Origin of the sequence: Breznakia sp. PFB1-19, assembly GCF_029893935.1 — a bacterium.
GTDB classification, from domain to species: domain Bacteria; phylum Bacillota_I; class Bacilli_A; order Erysipelotrichales; family Erysipelotrichaceae; genus Breznakia; species Breznakia blatticola.
Map to the genome: position 1 here is coordinate 1 of NZ_JARXXJ010000002.1, position 20,574 is coordinate 20,574.

Annotated in this window: 35 protein-coding genes and 1 riboswitch; all 35 genes read left to right on the plus strand. The window is 37.0% G+C overall.

Annotated features, from left to right (window positions below; genetic code table 11):
- Nucleotides 1–437 precede the first annotated feature (437 nt).
- The 35 genes from M2098_RS01295 to rplQ all read left to right on the plus strand — a co-directional run bounded on the left by M2098_RS01295 (nt 438) and on the right by rplQ (nt 20,529).
- Nucleotides 438–1,850: an amino acid permease gene (locus M2098_RS01295; RefSeq protein ID WP_280681050.1), complete on the plus strand. Its 1,413-nt coding sequence runs from the start codon at nt 438–440 to the stop codon at nt 1,848–1,850.
- 98 nt (nt 1,851–1,948) lie between these two features.
- On the plus strand, nt 1,949–3,253 hold the full coding sequence (locus tag M2098_RS01300; RefSeq protein WP_280681052.1) for a M18 family aminopeptidase: 1,305 nt from the start codon (nt 1,949–1,951) through the stop codon (nt 3,251–3,253).
- Nucleotides 3,253–3,861, plus strand: coding sequence for a hypothetical protein (locus M2098_RS01305; RefSeq protein WP_280681054.1), 609 nt, complete (start codon nt 3,253–3,255; stop codon nt 3,859–3,861). Before M2098_RS01300 ends, M2098_RS01305 begins: the two co-directional genes overlap by 1 nt.
- Nucleotides 3,862–3,920: 59 nt before the next feature.
- On the plus strand, nt 3,921–4,667 hold the full coding sequence (locus M2098_RS01310; RefSeq protein WP_280681056.1) for a CPBP family intramembrane glutamic endopeptidase: 747 nt from the start codon (nt 3,921–3,923) through the stop codon (nt 4,665–4,667).
- Complete coding sequence (locus tag M2098_RS01315; RefSeq protein ID WP_280681057.1) at nt 4,664–5,083, plus strand: hypothetical protein; 420 nt, start codon at nt 4,664–4,666, stop codon at nt 5,081–5,083. The genes M2098_RS01310 and M2098_RS01315 overlap by 4 nt, the downstream gene beginning before the upstream one ends.
- 69 nt (nt 5,084–5,152) lie before the next feature.
- A riboswitch (TPP riboswitch) is annotated at nt 5,153–5,264 on the plus strand.
- Nucleotides 5,265–5,303: 39 nt separating this feature from the next.
- Nucleotides 5,304–5,816 (plus strand): energy-coupled thiamine transporter ThiT, encoded by a 513-nt coding sequence (locus M2098_RS01320; protein WP_280681059.1) that lies wholly within the window; start codon nt 5,304–5,306, stop codon nt 5,814–5,816.
- A 287-nt stretch (nt 5,817–6,103) separates the two neighbouring features.
- The gene (gene rpsJ, locus M2098_RS01325) at nt 6,104–6,415 is read left to right on the plus strand and encodes a 30S ribosomal protein S10 (RefSeq protein WP_067425805.1); all 312 of its coding nucleotides are present in this window, start codon (nt 6,104–6,106) and stop codon (nt 6,413–6,415) included.
- A gap of 12 nt (nt 6,416–6,427) precedes the next feature.
- Nucleotides 6,428–7,171 (plus strand): 50S ribosomal protein L3, encoded by a 744-nt coding sequence (gene rplC / locus M2098_RS01330; protein WP_134168433.1) that lies wholly within the window; start codon nt 6,428–6,430, stop codon nt 7,169–7,171.
- A 3-nt stretch (nt 7,172–7,174) separates the two neighbouring features.
- Nucleotides 7,175–7,804, plus strand: a complete 630-nt coding sequence (rplD, locus tag M2098_RS01335) for a 50S ribosomal protein L4 (RefSeq protein ID WP_280681062.1) — start codon at nt 7,175–7,177, stop codon at nt 7,802–7,804.
- A complete protein-coding gene (gene rplW / locus M2098_RS01340; RefSeq protein WP_280681064.1) occupies nt 7,804–8,094 on the plus strand; it encodes a 50S ribosomal protein L23 in 291 nt (96 codons plus the stop codon). The genes rplD and rplW overlap by 1 nt, the downstream gene beginning before the upstream one ends.
- Nucleotides 8,095–8,150: 56 nt before the next feature.
- A complete protein-coding gene (gene rplB, locus M2098_RS01345; protein WP_280681066.1) occupies nt 8,151–8,984 on the plus strand; it encodes a 50S ribosomal protein L2 in 834 nt (277 codons plus the stop codon).
- A gap of 21 nt (nt 8,985–9,005) precedes the next feature.
- Entirely contained in the window at nt 9,006–9,278 is a 273-nt protein-coding gene (gene rpsS / locus M2098_RS01350; RefSeq protein WP_067425820.1) for a 30S ribosomal protein S19, read from the plus strand.
- Nucleotides 9,279–9,292: 14 nt separating this feature from the next.
- Nucleotides 9,293–9,628, plus strand: a complete 336-nt coding sequence (rplV, locus tag M2098_RS01355; protein WP_134168441.1) for a 50S ribosomal protein L22 — start codon at nt 9,293–9,295, stop codon at nt 9,626–9,628.
- A 10-nt stretch (nt 9,629–9,638) separates the two neighbouring features.
- The gene (gene rpsC / locus M2098_RS01360; protein ID WP_280681070.1) at nt 9,639–10,451 is read left to right on the plus strand and encodes a 30S ribosomal protein S3; all 813 of its coding nucleotides are present in this window, start codon (nt 9,639–9,641) and stop codon (nt 10,449–10,451) included.
- A gap of 2 nt (nt 10,452–10,453) precedes the next feature.
- A complete protein-coding gene (rplP, locus tag M2098_RS01365) occupies nt 10,454–10,867 on the plus strand; it encodes a 50S ribosomal protein L16 (RefSeq protein ID WP_280681072.1) in 414 nt (137 codons plus the stop codon).
- A 3-nt stretch (nt 10,868–10,870) separates the two neighbouring features.
- Nucleotides 10,871–11,068 (plus strand): 50S ribosomal protein L29, encoded by a 198-nt coding sequence (gene rpmC, locus M2098_RS01370; RefSeq protein ID WP_067425830.1) that lies wholly within the window; start codon nt 10,871–10,873, stop codon nt 11,066–11,068.
- A 14-nt stretch (nt 11,069–11,082) separates the two neighbouring features.
- A complete protein-coding gene (rpsQ, locus tag M2098_RS01375) occupies nt 11,083–11,343 on the plus strand; it encodes a 30S ribosomal protein S17 (RefSeq protein ID WP_134168443.1) in 261 nt (86 codons plus the stop codon).
- 18 nt (nt 11,344–11,361) lie between these two features.
- Nucleotides 11,362–11,730 (plus strand): 50S ribosomal protein L14, encoded by a 369-nt coding sequence (gene rplN, locus M2098_RS01380; RefSeq protein ID WP_067425836.1) that lies wholly within the window; start codon nt 11,362–11,364, stop codon nt 11,728–11,730.
- A gap of 13 nt (nt 11,731–11,743) precedes the next feature.
- Complete coding sequence (gene rplX, locus M2098_RS01385) at nt 11,744–12,052, plus strand: 50S ribosomal protein L24 (RefSeq protein ID WP_280681073.1); 309 nt, start codon at nt 11,744–11,746, stop codon at nt 12,050–12,052.
- A 12-nt stretch (nt 12,053–12,064) separates the two neighbouring features.
- A complete protein-coding gene (rplE, locus tag M2098_RS01390; protein WP_134168447.1) occupies nt 12,065–12,625 on the plus strand; it encodes a 50S ribosomal protein L5 in 561 nt (186 codons plus the stop codon).
- Nucleotides 12,625–12,810: a type Z 30S ribosomal protein S14 gene (locus tag M2098_RS01395; protein ID WP_134168449.1), complete on the plus strand. Its 186-nt coding sequence runs from the start codon at nt 12,625–12,627 to the stop codon at nt 12,808–12,810. The genes rplE and M2098_RS01395 overlap by 1 nt, the downstream gene beginning before the upstream one ends.
- An 18-nt stretch (nt 12,811–12,828) precedes the next feature.
- The gene (gene rpsH / locus M2098_RS01400) at nt 12,829–13,224 is read left to right on the plus strand and encodes a 30S ribosomal protein S8 (RefSeq protein ID WP_280681076.1); all 396 of its coding nucleotides are present in this window, start codon (nt 12,829–12,831) and stop codon (nt 13,222–13,224) included.
- Nucleotides 13,225–13,247: 23 nt separating this feature from the next.
- On the plus strand, nt 13,248–13,796 hold the full coding sequence (gene rplF / locus M2098_RS01405; protein WP_134168451.1) for a 50S ribosomal protein L6: 549 nt from the start codon (nt 13,248–13,250) through the stop codon (nt 13,794–13,796).
- A 15-nt stretch (nt 13,797–13,811) separates the two neighbouring features.
- Nucleotides 13,812–14,168 carry a 50S ribosomal protein L18 gene (gene rplR, locus M2098_RS01410; protein WP_280681078.1) on the plus strand — a complete coding sequence of 119 codons (357 nt, stop codon included), beginning with the start codon at nt 13,812–13,814 and terminating at the stop codon, nt 14,166–14,168.
- Nucleotides 14,169–14,228: 60 nt separating this feature from the next.
- Entirely contained in the window at nt 14,229–14,819 is a 591-nt protein-coding gene (gene rpsE, locus M2098_RS01415) for a 30S ribosomal protein S5 (RefSeq protein WP_280681338.1), read from the plus strand.
- A gap of 15 nt (nt 14,820–14,834) precedes the next feature.
- Entirely contained in the window at nt 14,835–15,275 is a 441-nt protein-coding gene (rplO, locus tag M2098_RS01420; protein ID WP_134168455.1) for a 50S ribosomal protein L15, read from the plus strand.
- Nucleotide 15,276: 1 nt separating this feature from the next.
- Entirely contained in the window at nt 15,277–16,590 is a 1,314-nt protein-coding gene (secY, locus tag M2098_RS01425; RefSeq protein WP_280681081.1) for a preprotein translocase subunit SecY, read from the plus strand.
- Between the two features lies 1 nt (nt 16,591).
- On the plus strand, nt 16,592–17,233 hold the full coding sequence (locus tag M2098_RS01430; protein ID WP_280681083.1) for an adenylate kinase: 642 nt from the start codon (nt 16,592–16,594) through the stop codon (nt 17,231–17,233).
- A 1-nt stretch (nt 17,234) separates the two neighbouring features.
- Nucleotides 17,235–17,999, plus strand: coding sequence for a type I methionyl aminopeptidase (map, locus tag M2098_RS01435; protein WP_280681085.1), 765 nt, complete (start codon nt 17,235–17,237; stop codon nt 17,997–17,999).
- Nucleotides 17,999–18,217, plus strand: a complete 219-nt coding sequence (gene infA / locus M2098_RS01440) for a translation initiation factor IF-1 (RefSeq protein ID WP_067425869.1) — start codon at nt 17,999–18,001, stop codon at nt 18,215–18,217. Before map ends, infA begins: the two co-directional genes overlap by 1 nt.
- 21 nt (nt 18,218–18,238) lie before the next feature.
- Complete coding sequence (gene rpmJ / locus M2098_RS01445) at nt 18,239–18,352, plus strand: 50S ribosomal protein L36 (RefSeq protein WP_006505646.1); 114 nt, start codon at nt 18,239–18,241, stop codon at nt 18,350–18,352.
- Nucleotides 18,353–18,371: 19 nt separating this feature from the next.
- On the plus strand, nt 18,372–18,737 hold the full coding sequence (gene rpsM / locus M2098_RS01450; protein WP_067425872.1) for a 30S ribosomal protein S13: 366 nt from the start codon (nt 18,372–18,374) through the stop codon (nt 18,735–18,737).
- Nucleotides 18,738–18,758: 21 nt separating this feature from the next.
- On the plus strand, nt 18,759–19,151 hold the full coding sequence (gene rpsK / locus M2098_RS01455; protein ID WP_134168463.1) for a 30S ribosomal protein S11: 393 nt from the start codon (nt 18,759–18,761) through the stop codon (nt 19,149–19,151).
- A gap of 35 nt (nt 19,152–19,186) precedes the next feature.
- Complete coding sequence (locus tag M2098_RS01460) at nt 19,187–20,146, plus strand: DNA-directed RNA polymerase subunit alpha (protein WP_134168466.1); 960 nt, start codon at nt 19,187–19,189, stop codon at nt 20,144–20,146.
- Between the two features lie 17 nt (nt 20,147–20,163).
- A complete protein-coding gene (rplQ, locus tag M2098_RS01465; RefSeq protein ID WP_134168468.1) occupies nt 20,164–20,529 on the plus strand; it encodes a 50S ribosomal protein L17 in 366 nt (121 codons plus the stop codon).
- Nucleotides 20,530–20,574 lie beyond the last annotated feature (45 nt).

Here is a 20,574-nt window from a genome sequence, read left to right on the forward strand (position 1 = left end):
GCGCCCAAATTTTGTAGTAAAAGTCAATAGAAAAAAAGAGGGGTCAAAATTAATTGATCCCTCTTACAATTCTATTACTTAACTTAATGACATTACTCTACTATTATTTCAATAATGAGAAGACATATTTACCTAATTCAAAAGAGTATTTATCTTTAGAAAATATGGAAGAATTATTTTCATGCACAATTACATATCATGAAAATACCAACACGTTTACGATGCAAAGAAAATAGATTTGAAAACGACATCAAGAAATTGGTGTTGTTTTTATTTTGTAGATGTATTAACGATCTAAAATGGGGACATATTTTATGGTTTTTGTCGTTCGTTATAATTGTAGAAAGCATGCATTTTAGTTATTATAATATAAGTTAAGATTCATTGTGTAATTGATTTTTAAGGGATATAATAATAGGGTTCAAAAAGGAGGAATTATGGGAAAAATCAAAAAAATTAAATGGTATAACCTTGCCTTCATGGCGTTCTCATCTGTATGGGGATTTGCCAATGTTGTGAACGGTTTTTCAGAGTACGATGGATTGAAAGCAATCGTTGCTTGGATCTTAATCTTTGCATTGTATTTTGTGCCATATGCACTAATGGTTGGAGAAATGGGTTCAGCATTTAAAAACCTTGGTGGAGGTGTAAGTTCTTGGATTCAAGAAACAATATCACCAAAAGTTGCGTATTATGCAGGATGGACATATTGGATTGTTCATATGCCATACATTTCACAAAAACCACAAAGTGCGCTTGTTGCATTAAGTTGGGCGGTAACACAAAGTCCAGATTTGACAAACAATATGAGCCCCATCTTATTACAGATTGGTTGTCTTATCATCTTCTTAATTTTTGCTTGGATTACTTTACAGGGTATTAACCCATTAAAGAATTTAGCAACAATTGCTGGAAGTAGTATGTTTGTGATGTCATTACTATATATCTTATTAATGGTTGCAGCTCCTGCAATTGCACCAGACCGTATTCATGCAATTGATTGGAGTTTGGATAGTTTCATTCCAACTTTTGACTGGAAGTATTTAACGAGTTTCTCGATTTTAGTATTTGCGGTTGGTGGTTGTGAAAGAATCTCACCATATGTTAATAAAATGAGTGATCCTGCCAAAGGATTCCCTAAAGGTATGATTTTCTTAGCCTTGATGGTTGCAGCTTGTGCCATTCTAGGTACGATTTCCATGGGTATGATGTTTGACCCTGCAAATCCACCACAAGACTTAATGTTAAATGGTGCATATTACTGTTTCCAATTATTAGGTGAGTACTACCATGTTGGTAACTTATTCTTAATTATATTTGCCTTATGTAATATGATTGGTCAATTATCTGTACTTATCGTATCAATTGATGCACCATTACGTATGTTACTTGATTCAGCAAATCCACATTACATTCCAAGCTGGTTAACAAAACAAAATGCCAAAGGTGTGTATACAAATGGAGTGAAGATGGTTGTCATTATCGTGAGTATCTTAATTATCGTTCCAGGATTATTACCTGGTGATGTTAACAGTATGTATAAAGGATTGATTCAATTGAATTCTGTCGCAATGCCGCTACGTTATCTATGGGTATTTGTTGCTTATATGGCGCTTAAAAAAGCAGGTTCTAAATTCGATAGTGAATACAAACTGACAAAAAGTAAAACAATCGGTATGATGATTGGAGCATGGTGTTTCTTATTTACCGCATTTGCTTGTTTACTTGGTATGTTTAAAGGTGGAACTGGACAAGTTATTATGAACGTTGCAACTCCACTAGTGCTACTAGGTCTTGGCTTAATTATGCCAGCCTTTGCTAGACGTGAAGAAAGAAACAAACAAGTATAATTAAACGTGGGGGATGACCTCACGTTTTTTCTAGGTATAGTCAATAGATAGAAAGCATAATAAGTGATATAATCACAAATGAAAGGAAGGTGCTTTATATGTCAGACAATAAAGAACTATTACACTTTTTAGAAAAAAGTAAAACACAATTTCATGCCATTCATGAGATTAAACAAATATTAGATACAAATAATTATGTAGAATTGAAAGAACAAGATCGCTGGGATCTAAAAAAAGGTGGTAAGTACTATACAACAAGGAATGGTTCTGCCATCATTGCCTTTCAAATAGGGAAACAAATTGATAACTTACATTTCCAAGTGAGTGCAGCTCACTCAGATTCACCAACATGGAAAGTAAAAGAACGTGCGCAATTAAAAGCGGGACCTTATGTGCAACTAAATACAGAAGGATATGGAGGAATGTTAGTTGCTCCATGGTTTGATCGTCCATTATCATTGGCTGGACGCATCCTTGTAAAAGAAGCAAACAAGGTAGTAAGTAAACTTGTAGATATCGACCGTGATCTACTAATCATTCCCAATGTTGCAATTCACTTAAATCGTGAAGCGAACAGTGGATATAAATACAATAACCAAATTGATTTAATGCCACTATTAGCAATGGATAATAAAGATGATACGATGTATTTAAAAATGATTGCTCAAGCAGCTGGTGTAAAGGTTGAAGATGTCGTAAGTCATGATATGTATTTATATAACCGAACAAAACCAACAACATTTGGTTATAATAATGAATTTATTGCATCTGGTAAAATCGATAACTTACAAAGTGCATTTACAACTTTACAAGGATTTATCGCTGGTAAAAATGATCAAGCAATTAATGTATACAGTGTATTCGATAATGAAGAAGTTGGATCTGCAACTCGTATGGGAGCAGGTGGAACGTTATTATATGATGTACTACAACGCGTAGTTAAAAATTTAGGACATACAAGTGAAGACTATTATCAAGCAGTCGCAAAAAGCTTCATGCTTTCTGTGGATAATGGACATGCCATTCATCCAAACCACCCAGAATTATCAGATAAAACCAATCATCCAGTGTTAAATGGTGGAGTTGTTATTAAATACAATGCGAATCAAAAATATACAACAGATGGATTAAGTGCTGCAGCATTTATGTCGTTATGTAAAGAAAACAATATTCCATACCAACCATATGCAAACCGCAGCGATATGCCTGGTGGAAGTACACTTGGAAGTATTTCATCAACAAACGTAGGGATGTTGGCAGTTGATTTGGGACTTGCACAACTTGCTATGCACTCAAGTTATGAAAGTGCAGGAGCAAAAGATCCACAACACATGATAGATGCTTGTAAAGCATTCTTTAGTACAAACATGATTGTAAGTGATGAAGGTGTACAGGTCGGCTAATGGATCAAAGAATGATCGAAGCCTATGAATCAGATAAACAAGCACTTGAGCCTAAACAAAAAGCACAACTCAAGTCAGTAGAACAACTGCTTTTCTCTAATAAAGAGTATCGTGAACAAGCATATGATTATTTGCGTTTAACGCTTGAAGATATCAAAGCAGGAAAAACCTTACCAAAAAGTTTGAAGACGTATATCAGTCAACTAAAAAACAGCGGACGACTTCAGCAAGTAAGTGAAGATGAAATTAAACAAGATTATGAACATTACCGCATTCTATGTATGTGGATTGCAGTAGCAAGTTTACTTATTTTACAGTTTGTGAAGGCATGGCTAAATGAGAATTATATAATAAGTTTCTCAGTTGATGTCATCTTTCCAATCTTTGGTGCATGGGTTTTATTTAAAAACTTAATTGGGAAACGCAAACTTGTTGAAAAGCATAAGTTTCCTAAAGCGTATTACACACTAGATTATCCGGTGTTATTTGTATCATTGGTACTAAGTGTATTGATACGAACTCCATTCGATGTGAGTTTTGTCTTAGTTGCTTTGATTCAAGTATTCCAAGTACACAAAATAAAGAAAGAATTTCAATTGATAAAGTAACTGATAGATGTTGGTTACTTTTTCTTTTGGTTTTCACTAAAATTACGTATAATAGGGATATGAATAAATTTATAAAAACGTTCAGTAAGTGTTTGCTGCTTGTGTTTGCATTGCTACTTGTGTATCGATTATATTTTGCATGTATTGTGACAAAATTTATTAGTGAACCACTAGATATCAAACAGATGTTGATAAATAGTAGAATTTTACCTAATGCAATAATGTTGTTTTTGATTGCCCTCTGGATGCGTGTGAAAAAGGTGAGCTTTCATGAACTGGGATTTGTTAAAATGCAGAAAGAAGGATTTGTTGATTGCTTTTACTTCTTACCAATTGTTGGTTTGTTACTTGTAATTTTTCTTACTATGCAACCATATGCGCCTATGGATGTAACAATGTGGATTATGGTGTTAATTGAGATCTTTCTCATAGCAATTATTGAAGAAGTCATATTTCGTGGGATAATTTATCGTGCATTACTACCTTATGGAAATTTAGTGACACTTTTTGGAACAGCGATTCTATTTACGATTGCACACATAGGCAGTTTGACTGAAATTTCAAGTGTCAATAATGAGTTAGTATTCTATTTACTAAGTTCGATTATGTTCTATTTTACAGTGTCATTAATGTTTTCGTACATACGTTATAATGCAAAAAGTATCATTCCTTGTATCGTTTATCATGTGTTGCACAATTTGATTGTCGTAAATACGAGTTTTGATGTTTTCTATCTAATTGCATTTTTTACAGCATATGCATATGCAATGCATGTTTATAATAAAAGAAAGGAAAGAATTGTATGATGTATGAAGAAAACCGAGAGAAAAATGTAAAAGTAAATGAGAAATATTTACAAGATTTTCTTAAGTATTTGATTGCTAATGGACTTAGCGAAAAAATGAGTTACAAGCATGTATATAACATGGATTTCTACTTGAATGATTATCTCAATTATTATGAGGTAGTGAAGATGAAAGATGGAGTAGAACACGTTGATGAATTTTTTATGGATTGGTTCAAACGCAAAGCTATGTGGTCAACTCCTGCAAGTTATAAACAAAACTTCACAAGTTTGAAAAAGTTTTATGGTTATATGTGTGAAAGAAATCTTGTATCAAAAGAGACATACGAAGAATTGCTAAGTACCATACGTGAAAGAAAAGCAATTTGGCTCAAAGAAATTGATAGATACAATACACCAGATGATTTCATGTTCTAAAGTATTGAAATATAGATATGTCTAGTAAATCGTTATTGCGATTTTGCTAGACATGCCATATAATAAAGGAAGTTCAGACAGGGGCGCTATCCATTACGGTGGACGCTGAGATGTACGAAAGTACGGTCCCTTATGACCTGATCTAGTTAATGCTAGCGTAGGGAGTCTATCGATATGATATATCACTACGCCTGCCGTTTCATTATGGAGGTGTTTTTTTATGAAAAAGAGCAGTGTTTTAGAACTTGTCTTTATGGCGTTTTATGTAGCGTTGTTTATGGTCTTAGATTATATGACCAATATGCTATCGATTTTGCAAATGCCACAAGGGGGATCTCTAGGGATTTCGACGATTGCCTTATTGATGGCAAGCTATCACTTAGGATGGCAAAAAGGTTTAATGGTTTCTTGTGTATCCATTTTGGCTCAATTTATTACAGGTCCAATGTATACACCAGACCTAATCGGATTCTTACTTGACTATGGAATTGCGTTCTCAGTATATGGACTTGCATGTCTATTACCGAATATTGGATGGTTCTATACAGGTGTATTTGCAACAAACCTGATCCGTTTTATTAGCAGTACAGTATCTGGCGTACTTGTATGGGATACACAGTGGTGGGCTTCAGTTACGTATAATGCATCGTATATGATTCCTACGTGTATTCTAGGATTAATTCTAATTCCAGTGTTAGATAATGCGTTAAGGAAATACACAAAAAGAAAATAGAAAAATGTGTACACTAATTGGAGTATTTCGATGGTGTACACATTTTTTGATTTTGAAGTATTAGTATGTAATTTTTGTTTCCTGTGCGAGAAAAGAAGGTTGAAAAAACACCTAAAAAAATAATCAAGAAAATGCTTGCAAACCCTGTATTTAAGGGTTATAATAACAACCGTGACCGCAATGAAGTGCGAGGTTGCTGACACACCGATACCCGTTGTCATGAGGTGGTGTGTTGGGGAATTCACATGGAGCGAGTCTATAGTTCATATAGATGAAAGGAGAACATCATGGCAAAAAACAGTGTACGTATTAGACTAAAAGCGTATGAACACAGAATCTTAGATGCATCTGCAGAAAAGATCGTGAAATCAGCACAATCTCACGGTGCGAAGAAAGTCGTTGGTCCAGTTCCACTACCAACTGAAAAACAAGTGGTAACAATTTTGAGAGCGGTACATAAGTACAAAGACTCACGTGAACAATTCGAAGTTAGAACGCACAAGCGTTTAATCGAAATCGTTGGGCCAACTGCTGAAACAATTGATTCTTTACAAAGATTAGAATTGCCAAGCGGAGTGGACATCGAAATTAAATTATAGGAGGTGAAAACTATGAAAGGTATTTTAGGACGTAAAATTGGAATGACTCAAGTTTTCACTGAAGACGGAGTTCTTATTCCGGTAACTGTAGTTGAAGCTACACCAAACGTAGTACTACAAAAGAAAACAGTGGAAAACGATGGATACGAAGCTGTACAATTAGGATTTGAAGATGTTAAAGAACAAAGAGCTACAAAAGCTAGCAAAGGGCACGCTGCCAAAGTAAACACAGCACCTAAGAAATTTGTTCGTGAATTCCGCGGAAGCGACATGGCTGACTTAGAATTAGGTTCTGCTGTTAGCGTTTCAATTTTTGAAGCTGGAGACATCGTTGATGTAACTGGTACTTCAAAAGGTAAAGGATTCATGGGAACAGTTGTTCGTAACAACGCAAAAATTGGTCCAAAATCTCACGGTTCTGGACACCACCGTCACATCGGTTCATTAGCTACTGGAGGGATTACATCTCGTAAAGGGAAAATCGACAAAGGTACAGTTATGGCTGGACAAGAAGGTGGATACAAAACAACAAACCAAAACTTAGAAATTATCGAAGTTAATGAAGCTGGTAACTACCTATTAATTAAAGGTAACGTACCTGGACCTAAAAAAGGGTTTGTTATGGTAAAAGCCGCAGTTAAAAAAGACAAAACAGAAGCAAAAACATTAATTTCTTACGAAGTTGAAGAAGAAGTTAAAGCAGAAGCTTTAGTTGAAGAACAAGCTGTAGAAGCTAGTGAAGCAAAGGAGGCGTAGACGATGGCACAGGTTAATGTAATCAACCAAAAAGGTGATAAAGTTAAAGACATCGAATTAAACGATGCAATCTTTGGTATTGAACCAAACCAACAAGTAATCTTCGACGCGATCGTTATGCAACAAGCAAGCAAACGTCAAGGAACTGCTGACACGAAAAACCGTACGGAAGTTCGTGGTGGTGGACGTAAACCATGGCGTCAAAAAGGTACTGGACGTGCGCGTCAAGGATCTATCCGCTCTCCACAATGGAGAGGTGGAGGGATTGTATTCGGTCCAACACCAAGAAGTTACAAATATAACTTAAATAAAAAAGTTAGACGTTTAGCTTTAAAATCAGTATTATCTGAAAAAGCAATCGAAAAAGAAATTATCGTAGTTGATAAATTCGAGTTAGCTGCTCCAAAAACTAAAGATTTCAAAGAAATCATTACAAACATTGGTGCAGGAAGAAAAACATTATTCGTCGTTGATAGCTCAGAAGACTATGAAAATGCATTCTTATCATTACGTAACATTGACTCAATGAGTATGTTACTTGCTGATGGAATCAACGTTTACGATATCGTAAATGCAAACAAATTAGTATTCACAGAAGCTGCAATGAAAAAAGTTGAGGAGGTGCTTGGATAATGAATAACGCAAGAGATATTATTGTACGTCCAATCATCACTGAAAAATCAATGAGATTAATGGATGCAGAAAACAAAATCACATTCGAAGTTGCAAAACATGCAAACAAGACTGCTGTGAAACAAGCAATTGAAGAAATTTTCAACGTTGATGTTGTTAAAGTTAACATCATGAACGTAAGACCTAAAGCAAAACGTATGGGTAAATTCGAAGGAACTACTAAAGCAATTCGTAAAGCTATCGTAACGATTAAAGAAGGTCAAGAAATTAACTTATTCTCTGCTGAATAAGACGAGGAGATTCACGCTATTTCTCGGTAAAAAATGCGTTAGGAGGAACATGTTAAATGGGTATTAAATTTTATAAACCAACCACACCTGGTCGTCGTGGTATGACAAGTTTAACGTTCGAAGAAATTACGAAAACAACTCCAGAAAAAAGTTTAACGGAAAAGTTAAGCAAGAATTCTGGTCGTAACAACCAAGGACGTATTACTACTCGCCACAAAGGTGGAGGTCACAAAAGACTATACAGAATTATCGATTTCAAAAGAAATAAAGATGCAATTCCAGCAACTGTTGCTGCAATTGAATACGATCCAAACCGTTCAGCTAACATCGCGTTATTAAACTACGCTGATGGTGAAAAACGCTACATCCTTGCACCAAAAGGATTAGAAGTTGGAGCTAAAGTTGAATCAGGAAGCAACGCTGACATTAAAGTTGGTAATGCACTTCAAATGAAAGACATTCCAGAAGGTACAACTGTACATAACGTGGAAATGAAACCTGGAAAAGGTGGACAACTTGCACGTAGTGCTGGATGTTCTGCTCAAATCCTTGGGTTTGAAGACAAATATGTAACATTACGTTTATCAAGTGGTGAAGTTCGTCGTGTAACTGCTGACTGCCGTGCAACAATCGGTGTTGTAGGAAACGAAGACCACAGCTTAGTAAACATTGGTAAAGCTGGTCGTTCACGCTGGAAAGGTGTTCGCCCAACAGTTCGTGGATCAGTAATGAACCCTAACGATCACCCTCATGGTGGTGGGGAAGGACGTACATCAATTGGACGTAAATCTCCAATGACACCTTGGGGTAAAAAAGCTATGGGTGTTGTTACTCGTAAAAAGAAAAATGCTTCGGACAAAATGATCGTTCGTCGTCGTAACAGTAAATAAGGCAAAGGAGGAACATGTTAAATGAGTCGTAGTCTTAAAAAAGGACCATTCTGTGATGATCACTTAATGAAAAAAGTGGAAGCAGTTAACGCGTCTGGAAAAAAAGAAGTAATTAAAACTTGGTCTCGTAGATCAACAATCTTTCCACAATTCGTGGAACACACTTTTGCCGTTTACAATGGTAAAGAACACTTACCAGTTTATGTTACAGAAGACATGGTAGGTCACAAATTAGGTGAATTCGTGCCAACGAGAAAATACTCTGGACACGGAAGCGATAAGAAAACGAAATAGAGGAGGAACTAACAATGGAAGTTAAAGCAACAGCAAAAACTCTACGTATTCCACCAAGAAAAGCTAGATTAGTTTTAGATCTTATCCGTGGAAAAGATGTAGAAGAAGCAGCAGCTATCTTACGTTTTACACCAAACTTCGCTGCAGAAGCAGCTGGTAAAGTGTTAAACTCTGCCGTAGCAAACGCTGTAAACAATCACGATTTAAATGAAGAAAAATTATTTGTAAAAGCATGTTATGCAGATGAAAGTGTTACATTAAAACGCTTCATGCCACGTGCTAAAGGATCTGCAAGTGCAATCCACAAACGTACTAGTCACATCACAGTTGTTGTGGCGGAAAGAGATTAGGAGGTAACTCATGGGTCAAAAAGTAAGTCCAATCGGATTACGAGTTGGTGTTATTAGAGATTGGGAATCACGTTGGTTCGCTGAAAAAGATTACGCTGACTTATTGTTAGAAGATGTTAAAATCCGTGAATATTTATTCAAAGAACTTAAGAGTGCTCAAGTCTCTAAAGTTGAAATCGAAAGAACAAAAAGCCGTGTTGATGTAATCATCAAAACTGCAATGCCAGGTATGGTAATTGGTGGTAACGGTGGTGAAAACGTTGAAAAACTGAAAAAAGCTTTAATTAAGCTTACAAACGGTAAAAACGTATTCATCAAAGTACTAGAAATTGCGAACCCTTATTTAGATGCAAAATTGGTAGCTCGTAACATTGCTGACCAACTTGAAAACCGTGCATCATTTAGAACTGCACAAAAACGTGCAATTCAACAAACAATGCGTGCTGGGGCAAAAGGAATCAAAACAATGGTTTCTGGTCGTCTTGGTGGAGCTGATATGGCTCGTAGCGAAGGATACTCTGAAGGAAACGTTCCTTTACATACACTTCGTGCTGACATCGATTACGCATGGGAAGAAGCTGCAACGACTTACGGTCGTTTAGGAGTTAAAGTTTGGATCTGTCGTGGTGAAGTATTGCCAGGACAAATGGTTCAAGAACCAGAAGCTCCAAAAGCTGACATGAGAGATCGTCGTCGTGGTGGACGTAACAACCGTGGTGGACGTAACGACAACCGTAACAACAACCGCAACCGTAACGCACAACAAGCAAAACCAGCAACAGCAGCTGCACCTGCACCTGCTAAGACTGAAGGAGGTAATTAATTATGTTAATGCCTAAAAGAACTAAATACCGTAGACCACACCGTTTAAGCTACGAAGGTCGTGCAAAAGCAGGACGTGAAGTTGCATTCGGTGAATATGGACTAATGGCTGATAACGGTAACTACATCAGTAACCGTCAAATCGAGGCTGCTCGTATTGCCATGACACGTTACATGAAACGTGGTGGTAAGGTTTGGATCAAAATCTTCCCTCACTTAGCAAGAACAGCAAAACCTCTAGAAGTACGTATGGGTTCTGGGAAAGGTGCTCCAGATAGCTGGGTAGCAGTAGTTAAAGCCGGAACAATTATGTTTGAAATCGCTGGAGTTCCTGAAGAAGTTGCACGTGAAGCATTCCGTTTGGCGGCTCACAAACTTCCAGTAAAATGTAAATTCGTTAAGAAAGGAGAAAAGTAAACTATGTTAGCTAAAGAAATCAGAGAAAAAAGTAATGATGAATTACTAAAAGATATCGACACACTAAAAGAAGAACTTTTCAACCTTCGCTTTCAACAAGCAACAGGAGCATTAGAAAACTCTGCTCGTATGAAAGATATTAAGAAAACAATTGCACGTATTAAGACAGTCATGGGCGAACGCGCTCGTGCTGCAGAATAGGAGGATGTGCTGATATGGAAAGAAACGCTCGTAAAGTACTTCGTGGTACAGTAGTGTCTGACAAAATGGACAAGACAATCACAGTTCTTGTAGAAACAAAGAAAACGCATCCTTTATATGGGAAACGTGTAAAATATTCAAAAAAGTTTAAAGCACATGATGCTAACAACGAAGCTAAAATCGGAGATAAAGTACTAATTATGGAAACTCGTCCATTAAGTGCTACAAAACGTTTCCGTTTAGTTGAAATCGTTGAAAAAGCAGTCGTGTTATAGGTCTAGGAGGGTAATTTTATGATTCAAAATGAAAGTAGATTACGCGTAGCGGACAACACGGGTGCTAAAGAAGTTTTGGTTATTCGTAACTTAGGAGGATCAAAACGTAAATTCTCTAACATCGGTGATATCGTTGTATGTACTGTTAAACAAGCGACTCCAGGAGGAACTGTGAAAAAAGGTGACGTTGTAAAAGCCGTTATCGTTCGTACAGTTTACGGAATCCGTAGAGAAAATGGAACATACATCAAGTTCGATGACAACGCAGTAGTAATTATTAAAGATGACAACACACCACGTGGTACACGTATTTTTGGACCAGTGGCTCGTGAACTTCGTGAGAAAGACTTTATGAAAATAGTGTCTTTAGCTCCGGAAGTACTATAAAGGAGGTATCTTTGTGAAAATCAAAAAAGGTGATAAGGTTCAAGTTATTACAGGATCTGACAAAGGTACTGTAGCTGAAGTTAAAAAAGTTTTCCCTAAAGAAAACAAAGTAATCGTTGAAGGTGTTAACATGAAGAAAAAACACTTGAAACCAACACAAGAACAACCTGAAGGTGGAATTGCTGAATTCGAACACCCAATTCACGTTTCAAACGTAATGGCGTACGATGCAAAAGCAAAACAAGCTTCTCGTATTCAATATAAAGAAGAAAAAGGCGAAAAAGTTCGCGTTTACGCTAAGAGCGGAAAAGCTGTAAAGTAGGAGGTATAACTTATGGAAAATAATGCATTATATGACAAATACATTAAAGAAGTTAGTCCTGCTTTAATGAAAAAATTTGAATACAAATCAGCAATGGAAGTACCAAAGATTGATAAAATTGTATTAAACATTGGACTAGGTGAAGCAGTAGCTAACCCTAAGGTGTTAGATGAAGCAGTAGCTGAGTTAACACAAATCACTGGTTTAAAACCAGTCGTTACAAAAGCGAAAAAATCAATTGCCAACTATAAATTAAGAGAAGGTATGCCAATTGGTGCAAAAGTTACATTACGTGGAGAAAAGATGTATGACTTCTTATACAAATTAGTCAACCTTACACTTCCTCGTGTACGTGACTTCCGTGGAGTTTCAACATCTGCATTTGATGGACGTGGAAACTACACATTAGGGATTAAAGAACAAATTATCTTCCCTGAAATCAACTATGATAAAGTAAACAAACTTCGTGGTATGGATGTTGTAATTGTTACAACTGCTAAAACTAACGAAGAAGCAAAAGAATTATTAACTGAAATGGGTATGCCTTTCAGAAAACAAGGAGGACAACACTAATGGCTAAAAAAGCGATGATTTTAAAATCACAAAAACCGCAAAAATTTAAAGTTCGTGAATACACTCGTTGTGAACGTTGTGGACGTCCTCACTCAGTATTAAGAAAATATAAATTATGTCGTATTTGCTTCAGAGAATTGGCTTACAAAGGTCAAATCCCTGGTGTAAAGAAGGCTAGTTGGTAAGAAGGAGGAATAGTTATTATGATTATGACAGACCCAATTGCGGATATGTTAACACGCGTAAGAAATGCTATTCAAGCACGTCATACAACAGTAGATATTCCTGCAAACAAAGAAAAAGTTGAGATTGCAAAAATCTTAAAAGCAGAAGGATTCATTACAGAATACGAAGTTAATGGAGACGTTAAGAAAACATTAACTGTAACGTTAAAGTATGGACCAAACAATGAAAAAGTAATCAATGGAATCAAGAGAATCTCTTCTCCAGGACTTCGTGTATACACAAAAGCAGAAGATATGCCACGTGTATTAAACGGACTTGGAATTGCGATCATCTCAACAAGCCATGGATTATTAACTGACAAAGAAGCTAGAACTAAAAACGTTGGTGGCGAAGTAGTCGCTTACGTTTGGTAGTCTAGAATTACGGAGGAAAAGTAATGTCACGTATCGGAAATAAAGCGATTACCGTTCCTGCAGGTGTAGAAGTAAGTATTTCTGCAGCGAATGAGGTGACTGTTAAAGGTCCAAAAGGAACTTTATCTCGCCAATTCTCTCCATTAATGGATATTAAACAAGATGGAGAAATTATTACAGTTGCTCGTGCAAACGAACAAAAACACACAAAACAATTACACGGAACTACTCGTGCCTTATTAAACAACATGATCGTTGGGGTGCACGAAGGTTACGAAAAAGACTTAGAACTTGTAGGGATTGGATTTAAAGCCGCTCTTAAAGGAAAAGTTCTTGAGTTAATTGTTGGGTATTCACACCCAGTTAACATCGAAATCGAAGAAGGATTAACTTGCGAAGTTAGTTCTCCAACTGCTATTAAGATTAGTGGAATCGATAAACAACGCGTTGGTGAATGTGCAGCCAACATTCGCGCAGTAAGAAAACCAGAACCTTACAAAGGAAAAGGTATTCGCTACAAAGGTGAATACATCCGTCGTAAAGAAGGTAAGACTGCTGCTAAGAAAGGATAATAGGAGGACACAATTATGATTAACAAAACAGCTAGAAATGTAGAACGTAAACGTCGTCACGTACGTGTTCGTAAAAAAATCAGTGGTACTCCAACATGTCCACGTTTAAATGTGTTCCGTTCAAACGCACACATTCATGCACAAATTATCGATGACGAAAACGGAAAAACTTTAGTATCAGCTAGTTCAGTATCAATGAAATTACCTAACGGTGGTAACGTTGAAGCTGCTAAACAAGTTGGTAAAGCAATCGCTGAGTTAGCAAACAAAGCGAAAATAGAAAATGTAGTATTCGATCGTGGTGGATATGTTTACCACGGACGTGTAAAAGCATTAGCCGAAGCTGCTCGTGAAGCAGGGCTTAAATTTTAGGAGGAACTCATGATGGAAAACAAAGAAACAAATGTTGTTGAAGAAGTGAAAGCTCCTGAAGTGGAAGCTGCTACACCAGCAACTCAAGAAAAAGCGGCAGCTCCTGAAGCTAAGAAAAACTTCAAGAGAAATGACCGTAGACCACAAAGAAAACCAAGAAGAGATCGCAATGAAAAAGAATTCGAAGAACGCGTTGTTACAATTAACCGTGTTACAAAAGTAGTAAAAGGGGGACGTCGTTTCCGTTTCTCTGCTTTAGTTGTAATCGGTGATGGTAAAGGTCGTGTTGGATTCGCTACAGGAAAAGCAAACGAAGTTCCTGATGCAATCAAAAAAGCGGTTGAAGCTGCTAAGAAAAACGTATTTACAGTACCAATGGTTGGAACTACAGTTCCTCATGAAATTACTGGAAACTACGGTGCAGGTAGCGTATTCTTACGTCCAGCTACAGAAGGTACAGGGGTTATCGCCGGTGGTGCGGTACGTGATGTACTAGAAGTTGCAGGAGTTAAGGATATCCTTACTAAATGTCTTGGTTCACGTACACCAATTAACATGGTGCGTGCGACAATTACAGCTTTACAAGAACTTAAAACTGTAGAAGATATTGCACGTCTTCGTGGAAAAAAACCAGAAGAGATTCGTGGTTAGTAGGAGGGTGCACATATGAAATTACATGAAATGAAATATAACGACGGTGCTAGAAAAAACCGTAAACGTCTTGGACGTGGTCATGGATCTGGTCAAGGTAAAACTGCTGGAAAAGGACACAAAGGACAAAACGCTCGTTCTGGTGGAGGAGTTCGTTTAGGATTTGAAGGGGGACAAACACCTCTTGCAAGAAGACTTCCAAAACGTGGATTCACTAACTTCACTAGAAAAGAATACGGAATTGTTAATGTTGAAGCATTAAACAAGTTCGATAATGGAGTTGAAGTAACACCTGAATTACTAATTGAAACTGGATTAGTTAAAAAAGAACTATCTGGAATTAAAGTATTAGGTGAAGGTGCTCTAGAAAAGAAATTAACTGTAAAAGCTAATAAATTTTCTAAAGCTGCAATTGCTAGTATTGAAAAAGCAGGCGGGAAAGCAGAGGTAATCTAATATGTTTTCCACGTTTGCAGGATTCTTTAAGAACAAAGAGATTCGTAAAAAAATCCTGTTTACGATTGCGATGTTATTTGTGTACCGTTTAGGTGCACAAATACCTGTGCCTAACGTAGATACAACACAAGTGTTCGAAGCAAATTCGATGGTACAAATGATGAACCTACTTGGTGGGGGAGCCATGGATAAATTATCGATCTTTGCATTAGGGGTTGGACCATACATTACAGCATCAATCATTATTCAATTATTATCGATGGACGTAATTCCACACCTAACAGAACTATCAAAATCCGGTCAAACAGGAAAGAAAAAGCTAGACAAATACACAAGATATTTAGCAGTTGTACTTTGCTTCGTACAAGCATATACAACGACATTAGTCTTAACAACGCAAGATGGAACAAGTATACTTGAAAACTCAAGTACTGCTGGATTCCTATATGTTGCAATTGTATTTACCGCAGGAACCATGTTCCTATTATGGCTTGCGGATCGTATTTCCATGCATGGTATTGGAAATGGTGTTTCTATCATTATCTTCGCAGGTATTGTTAGTGATATGCCTTACCAATTCATCAATGCATTCCGCACACTTACAGCTGGTGCCAATGGAAGTTCATTCTTCTCAGGGGTACTAACGTTTGTGGGATTTGTATTAGTGTATCTAATTATTATTGTACTGGTTATCTTTATGCAGACAGCCGTACGTAAAATTCCAATTCAATACACATCAAGTACAGTACAAAAAAGTGGAAAAGATATGACATATCTTCCATTAAAAATTAACTCAGCAAGTGTAATCCCGGTAATTTTCGCCAGTTCGATTATGATTGCTCCAGTTACAATTGTGCAATTACTAGTAAACAACAATATTATTAAAGCAAGTGGATGGACGGAAACGATGGCAGACCTATTAGGTATGCAAAGTACAACATCACTTGTTATCTATGCAATCTTGATTGTATTATTTACGTTCTTCTATACAAAACTTCAAGTTGATCCTGAAAAAATTGCAGATAACTTAAGTAAAAATGGAACGTACATTCCAGGTATTCGTCCTGGTAAAGAAACGAAAAACTACATCAACACGGTGTTATCAAGAATTACGGTTCTTGGAGCGATTGGATTATTATTCATCGCCTTGTTGCCAAACGTAGCACCATTGATTATGCCAAGTTTACCAAGTAGTATCCGTATGGGTGGTACAGGGCTAATCATTGTTGTTGGGGTAGCAATGGAGACGGTTGCTCAACTTAAAGGGCAAATGACTGCTAAGTCATACCGTGGATTTATGGGAGTAAAACGATAGTATGAACATTCTTATCATGGGAGGACCTGGTGCCGGTAAAGGTACAATGTCCAAAAAAATCGTTGAGAACTATGAAGTTACACATATTTCAACGGGAGATATCTTCCGTAGTGAAGTAGGAAGTGGAACTGCATTAGGACTTGAAGCTAAGAAATATATGGATGCAGGGAAACTTGTTCCTGATGAAGTTACCAACCCAATGGTAAAAAGTTTCTTAGAAACACAAGATTTAGCAAACGGTTATCTACTTGATGGATATCCAAGAACCTTAGCGCAAGCAAAAGCGTTCGATGAACTTGTGAAAGGAAGCGATTTGGAAATTGATAAAGTGATCACACTCGACATTCCATTTGAAAAATTAGCAAAACGAATTACAGGGCGTCGCTTATGTAAAACTTGTGGACACATCTACCATGTAGATTACCATCCACCAAAAGTTGAAGGCATTTGTGATATCGATGGTAGTGAACTTTACCAACGTAAAGATGATACAATCGAATCTTTGGAAGTTCGTTTAGCAGAATACGAAAACAACGCACAACCAATTCTTGATTACTACAAGGATAAAGTTGTTATCATCAATGCTGACCAAAGCACGGATGATGTTTGGAAAGAAATCGAATCAGCTTTAGGAGGCAAGTAGTATGATTACTACGAAGTCTCCTAGAGAGATTGATTTAATGCGTAAAGCTGGTCATATTGTTGCACTGGCTCACAAACGTGCCAAAGAAGTCATTCGACCAGGTTTGAATACTTTAGAACTTGACAGAGCTTGTGAAAAGGTTATACTTGACCAAGGAGCAACCCCATCCTTCAAAGGATTGTATGGGTTTCCTAATGCTTGTTGTATTTCAGTGAATGAAGTGCTTGTTCATGGAATTCCTAATAAACATACAGTATTAAAAGAAGGCGACATTGTGTCTGTTGATATCGGTGCTTGTTACAAAGGTTACCACGGGGACTCTGCTTGGAGCTATCCAGTTGGTCAAATCAGTGAAGAAGCACAAAGATTACTTGACGTAACGGAAGAATCGTTATATAAAGGTCTAGAGAAAGCAAACGCACAGTATCGTTTAGGTGACATTTCACATGCGATTGAAGAGTACGTAATAGAGCACGGATATTCTGTACCAAAGGACTATACAGGACATGGTATTGGAAGTGATGTGCATGAAGATCCAAGCGTACCAAATTTTGGTAAAGCAGGTAGTGGTATTCGACTTCGTGCTGGAATGTGTTTAGCAATTGAACCAATGGTTCAAGCTGGTAAACCGCAAACCAAAACTTTAAGTGATGATTGGACAGTCGTTAGTCGCGATGGTTCCTTGACTGCACATTTCGAACATACTGTAGTGATTGGTGAAGACAGTTGTGAAATACTTACTAAATTACAATCAGAGGAGGACTAATGGGTAAGCAAGACGTTATTGAAATCGATGGAATTGTAGTTGATACACTTCCAAACGCAATGTTTAAAGTGAAATTAGAAAATGGGCACGAGATCATGGCTCACGTTTCTGGTAAAATCCGTATGCACTACATTCGCATTTTACCAGGTGATCGTGTAACAGTAGAAATTTCACCATATGATTTAACACGTGGGCGTATTACATTCCGTCATAAGTAAACGGATAGGAGGCTACATTATATGAAAGTAAGACCATCAGTAAAACCAATTTGCGACAAATGTCGCGTAATTAAAAGAAAAGGTCGTGTTATGGTGATTTGCGAAAATCCTAAACACAAACAAAGACAAGGATAAAAGAGAGGTAAAGTAAAATATGGCTCGTATTGCAGGAGTAGATATTCCACGCGATAAGCGTGTAGTTGTTTCATTAACTTACGTATACGGTATTGGTCGTACAACAGCATCTAAAGTTTTAGCTGCAGCTGGTGTTGACGAAAACATCCGTGTAAAAGATTTAACTGAAGATCAACTTAACAAAATTCGTTCAGAAGTTGACGCAATTAAAGTAGAAGGTGATTTACGTCGTGAAACGCAATTAAACATTAAACGTTTAATGGAAATTGCATCATACCGTGGAATCCGTCACCGTAGAGGTCTACCAGTTCGTGGACAACGTACGAAAACAAATGCTCGTACACGTAAAGGTCCAGTTAAAACAGTAGCTGGTAAAAAGAAATAAGCAGAAGGAGGTAGACACTAAATGGCAAAAGGTAAACAAACGACTCGTAAACGTCGTATTAAAAAGAATATTGCTAAAGGTTGTGCACACATTCACTCAACTTTTAACAACACAATCGTTACCATCTCTGATGAAGGTGGAAACGCAGTTTCTTGGTCTAGTGCAGGAGCTTTAGGATTTAAAGGTTCTCGTAAATCAACTCCATATGCTGCACAAATGGCAGGAGAAGCGGCTGGTAAAGCGGCTATGGAACATGGAATGAAAACTGTTTCAGTTAACGTTAAAGGACCTGGTCCTGGACGTGAAGCAGCAGTTAGAGCACTACAAGTGGCAGGTTTAGAAATTACAATGATTAACGATGTAACACCTATTCCTCACAATGGTTGTCGTCCACCAAAAAGACCACGTGGATAAGATCATTAACGTAACGTAAAGAGGAGGTAATAGGAATGCAAAATTTTGAACGTGCGAATTTTGAAGTAAAAGAATTTATTGATTCTGAGAATTATGGAAAATTTGTGATTGAACCACTTGAAAGAGGGTTCGGTACAACGATTGGAAATGCACTTCGCCGTGTATTACTATCTTCCCTACCTGGAGGAGCTATTTTCTCTATTAAGGTTGATGGCGTATTCCATGAATTTACATCAATTCCTGGGGTAAAAGAAGATGTTACTTCGATTATCTTAAACCTAAAAAATGTAGTATTGAAAATTGATGATGATGAAATTCACACATTACGTATTTCTAAAAAGGGATACGGTGAAGTTCACGCTTCAGATATCGAACTTCCTGATGGAGTTGAAGTGTTAAATGAAGACCTATACATCTGTACAGTTGAACAAGGTCATACATTTGAAATGGAACTTCAAGCGAAAAGTGGAAGAGGTTACGTTAGTGCTGATCAAAACAAAGCATTATATGCAGGTGCTGGTCAAGCATTAGGAACAATCTATACAGATGCTATTTTTACACCAATTCAAAAAGTAGCTTACAATGTTGAACCAACACGCGTTGGTCAAAATGCAAACTACGATAAAGTAGAATTAGAAATCTGGACAGATGGTTCTATTACACCACAAGAATCTATCGCTTTAGGATCTAAAATCTTAATCGACCACTTAGAACTTCTAACAAATGTTCACGAAGTTGTAAATGAAATGGATTCAGTGATGAAAGATGTACAAGGTGAAGTTGTAAACAAAGGCCTTGTTATGATGATCGAAGACCTAGATCTTTCTGTTCGTTCATATAACTGTTTAAAACGTGCAGGTATTCAAACTGTTGAAGAACTTACACAAAAAACAGAAGACGAAATGATGAGAGTTCGTAACTTAGGTAAAAAATCATTAAAAGAAGTAAAAGACAAGATTTATGATTTGGGGCTTAGCTTCAAATCTTACGAATAGAAGGAGTATGAGGTATTATGAGAAATCGTAAACTAGGACGTAAAGCAGATCACCGTAAAGCAATGCTTAGAAACCTTGCAACTTCAGTAATTATTTCTGAAAGTGTTGAAACTACAGAAATGAAAGCAAAAGAAGTTAGTTCTGTGGTTGAAAAATTAATCACTCTTGCTAAAAGAGGTGACTTACATGCACGTCGTCAAGCGGCAGCTTATGTACGTGATGTTGTAGCTGATGAAACTACTGGACAAACAGCTCTACAAAAATTATTCTCTGAGATTGGACCTATGTACCAAGACCGTAACGGGGGATATACAAGAGTTGTAAAAACAAGAAACCGTCGTGGTGACAACGCTACAATGGCAATTGTACAATTAGTAAAATAATTGATGGAGAACTTCGGTTCTCTTTTTTTGTTTATAAAAAAACGA

Bases quoted from the DNA above. Each gene is read 5' to 3' on its own strand.
- M2098_RS01320 (WP_280681059.1), top strand. From the start codon at position 5,304: ATGAAAAAGAGCAGTGTTTTAGAACTTGTCTTTATGGCGTTTTATGTA.
- rplW (WP_280681064.1), top strand. From the start codon at position 7,804: ATGAATAACGCAAGAGATATTATTGTACGTCCAATCATCACTGAAAAA.
- M2098_RS01310 (WP_280681056.1), top strand. From the start codon at position 3,921: ATGAATAAATTTATAAAAACGTTCAGTAAGTGTTTGCTGCTTGTGTTT.
- M2098_RS01430 (WP_280681083.1), top strand. From the start codon at position 16,592: ATGAACATTCTTATCATGGGAGGACCTGGTGCCGGTAAAGGTACAATG.
- rpsH (WP_280681076.1), top strand. From the start codon at position 12,829: ATGATTATGACAGACCCAATTGCGGATATGTTAACACGCGTAAGAAAT.
- M2098_RS01300 (WP_280681052.1), top strand. From the start codon at position 1,949: ATGTCAGACAATAAAGAACTATTACACTTTTTAGAAAAAAGTAAAACA.
- rpmC (WP_067425830.1), top strand. From the start codon at position 10,871: ATGTTAGCTAAAGAAATCAGAGAAAAAAGTAATGATGAATTACTAAAA.
- rplE (WP_134168447.1), top strand. From the start codon at position 12,065: ATGGAAAATAATGCATTATATGACAAATACATTAAAGAAGTTAGTCCT.
- M2098_RS01395 (WP_134168449.1), top strand. From the start codon at position 12,625: ATGGCTAAAAAAGCGATGATTTTAAAATCACAAAAACCGCAAAAATTT.
- rplV (WP_134168441.1), top strand. From the start codon at position 9,293: ATGGAAGTTAAAGCAACAGCAAAAACTCTACGTATTCCACCAAGAAAA.
- rpsS (WP_067425820.1), top strand. From the start codon at position 9,006: ATGAGTCGTAGTCTTAAAAAAGGACCATTCTGTGATGATCACTTAATG.
- infA (WP_067425869.1), top strand. From the start codon at position 17,999: ATGGGTAAGCAAGACGTTATTGAAATCGATGGAATTGTAGTTGATACA.
- rplN (WP_067425836.1), top strand. From the start codon at position 11,362: ATGATTCAAAATGAAAGTAGATTACGCGTAGCGGACAACACGGGTGCT.
- rpsM (WP_067425872.1), top strand. From the start codon at position 18,372: ATGGCTCGTATTGCAGGAGTAGATATTCCACGCGATAAGCGTGTAGTT.
- map (WP_280681085.1), top strand. From the start codon at position 17,235: ATGATTACTACGAAGTCTCCTAGAGAGATTGATTTAATGCGTAAAGCT.
- rpsK (WP_134168463.1), top strand. From the start codon at position 18,759: ATGGCAAAAGGTAAACAAACGACTCGTAAACGTCGTATTAAAAAGAAT.
- M2098_RS01460 (WP_134168466.1), top strand. From the start codon at position 19,187: ATGCAAAATTTTGAACGTGCGAATTTTGAAGTAAAAGAATTTATTGAT.
- M2098_RS01315 (WP_280681057.1), top strand. From the start codon at position 4,664: ATGATGTATGAAGAAAACCGAGAGAAAAATGTAAAAGTAAATGAGAAA.
- rplC (WP_134168433.1), top strand. From the start codon at position 6,428: ATGAAAGGTATTTTAGGACGTAAAATTGGAATGACTCAAGTTTTCACT.
- M2098_RS01295 (WP_280681050.1), top strand. From the start codon at position 438: ATGGGAAAAATCAAAAAAATTAAATGGTATAACCTTGCCTTCATGGCG.
- M2098_RS01305 (WP_280681054.1), top strand. From the start codon at position 3,253: ATGGATCAAAGAATGATCGAAGCCTATGAATCAGATAAACAAGCACTT.
- rplP (WP_280681072.1), top strand. From the start codon at position 10,454: ATGTTAATGCCTAAAAGAACTAAATACCGTAGACCACACCGTTTAAGC.
- rplB (WP_280681066.1), top strand. From the start codon at position 8,151: ATGGGTATTAAATTTTATAAACCAACCACACCTGGTCGTCGTGGTATG.
- rpmJ (WP_006505646.1), top strand. From the start codon at position 18,239: ATGAAAGTAAGACCATCAGTAAAACCAATTTGCGACAAATGTCGCGTA.
- rplO (WP_134168455.1), top strand. From the start codon at position 14,835: ATGAAATTACATGAAATGAAATATAACGACGGTGCTAGAAAAAACCGT.
- rplF (WP_134168451.1), top strand. From the start codon at position 13,248: ATGTCACGTATCGGAAATAAAGCGATTACCGTTCCTGCAGGTGTAGAA.
- rplR (WP_280681078.1), top strand. From the start codon at position 13,812: ATGATTAACAAAACAGCTAGAAATGTAGAACGTAAACGTCGTCACGTA.
- rpsQ (WP_134168443.1), top strand. From the start codon at position 11,083: ATGGAAAGAAACGCTCGTAAAGTACTTCGTGGTACAGTAGTGTCTGAC.
- rplD (WP_280681062.1), top strand. From the start codon at position 7,175: ATGGCACAGGTTAATGTAATCAACCAAAAAGGTGATAAAGTTAAAGAC.
- rpsJ (WP_067425805.1), top strand. From the start codon at position 6,104: ATGGCAAAAAACAGTGTACGTATTAGACTAAAAGCGTATGAACACAGA.
- secY (WP_280681081.1), top strand. From the start codon at position 15,277: ATGTTTTCCACGTTTGCAGGATTCTTTAAGAACAAAGAGATTCGTAAA.
- rpsC (WP_280681070.1), top strand. From the start codon at position 9,639: ATGGGTCAAAAAGTAAGTCCAATCGGATTACGAGTTGGTGTTATTAGA.
- rplQ (WP_134168468.1), top strand. From the start codon at position 20,164: ATGAGAAATCGTAAACTAGGACGTAAAGCAGATCACCGTAAAGCAATG.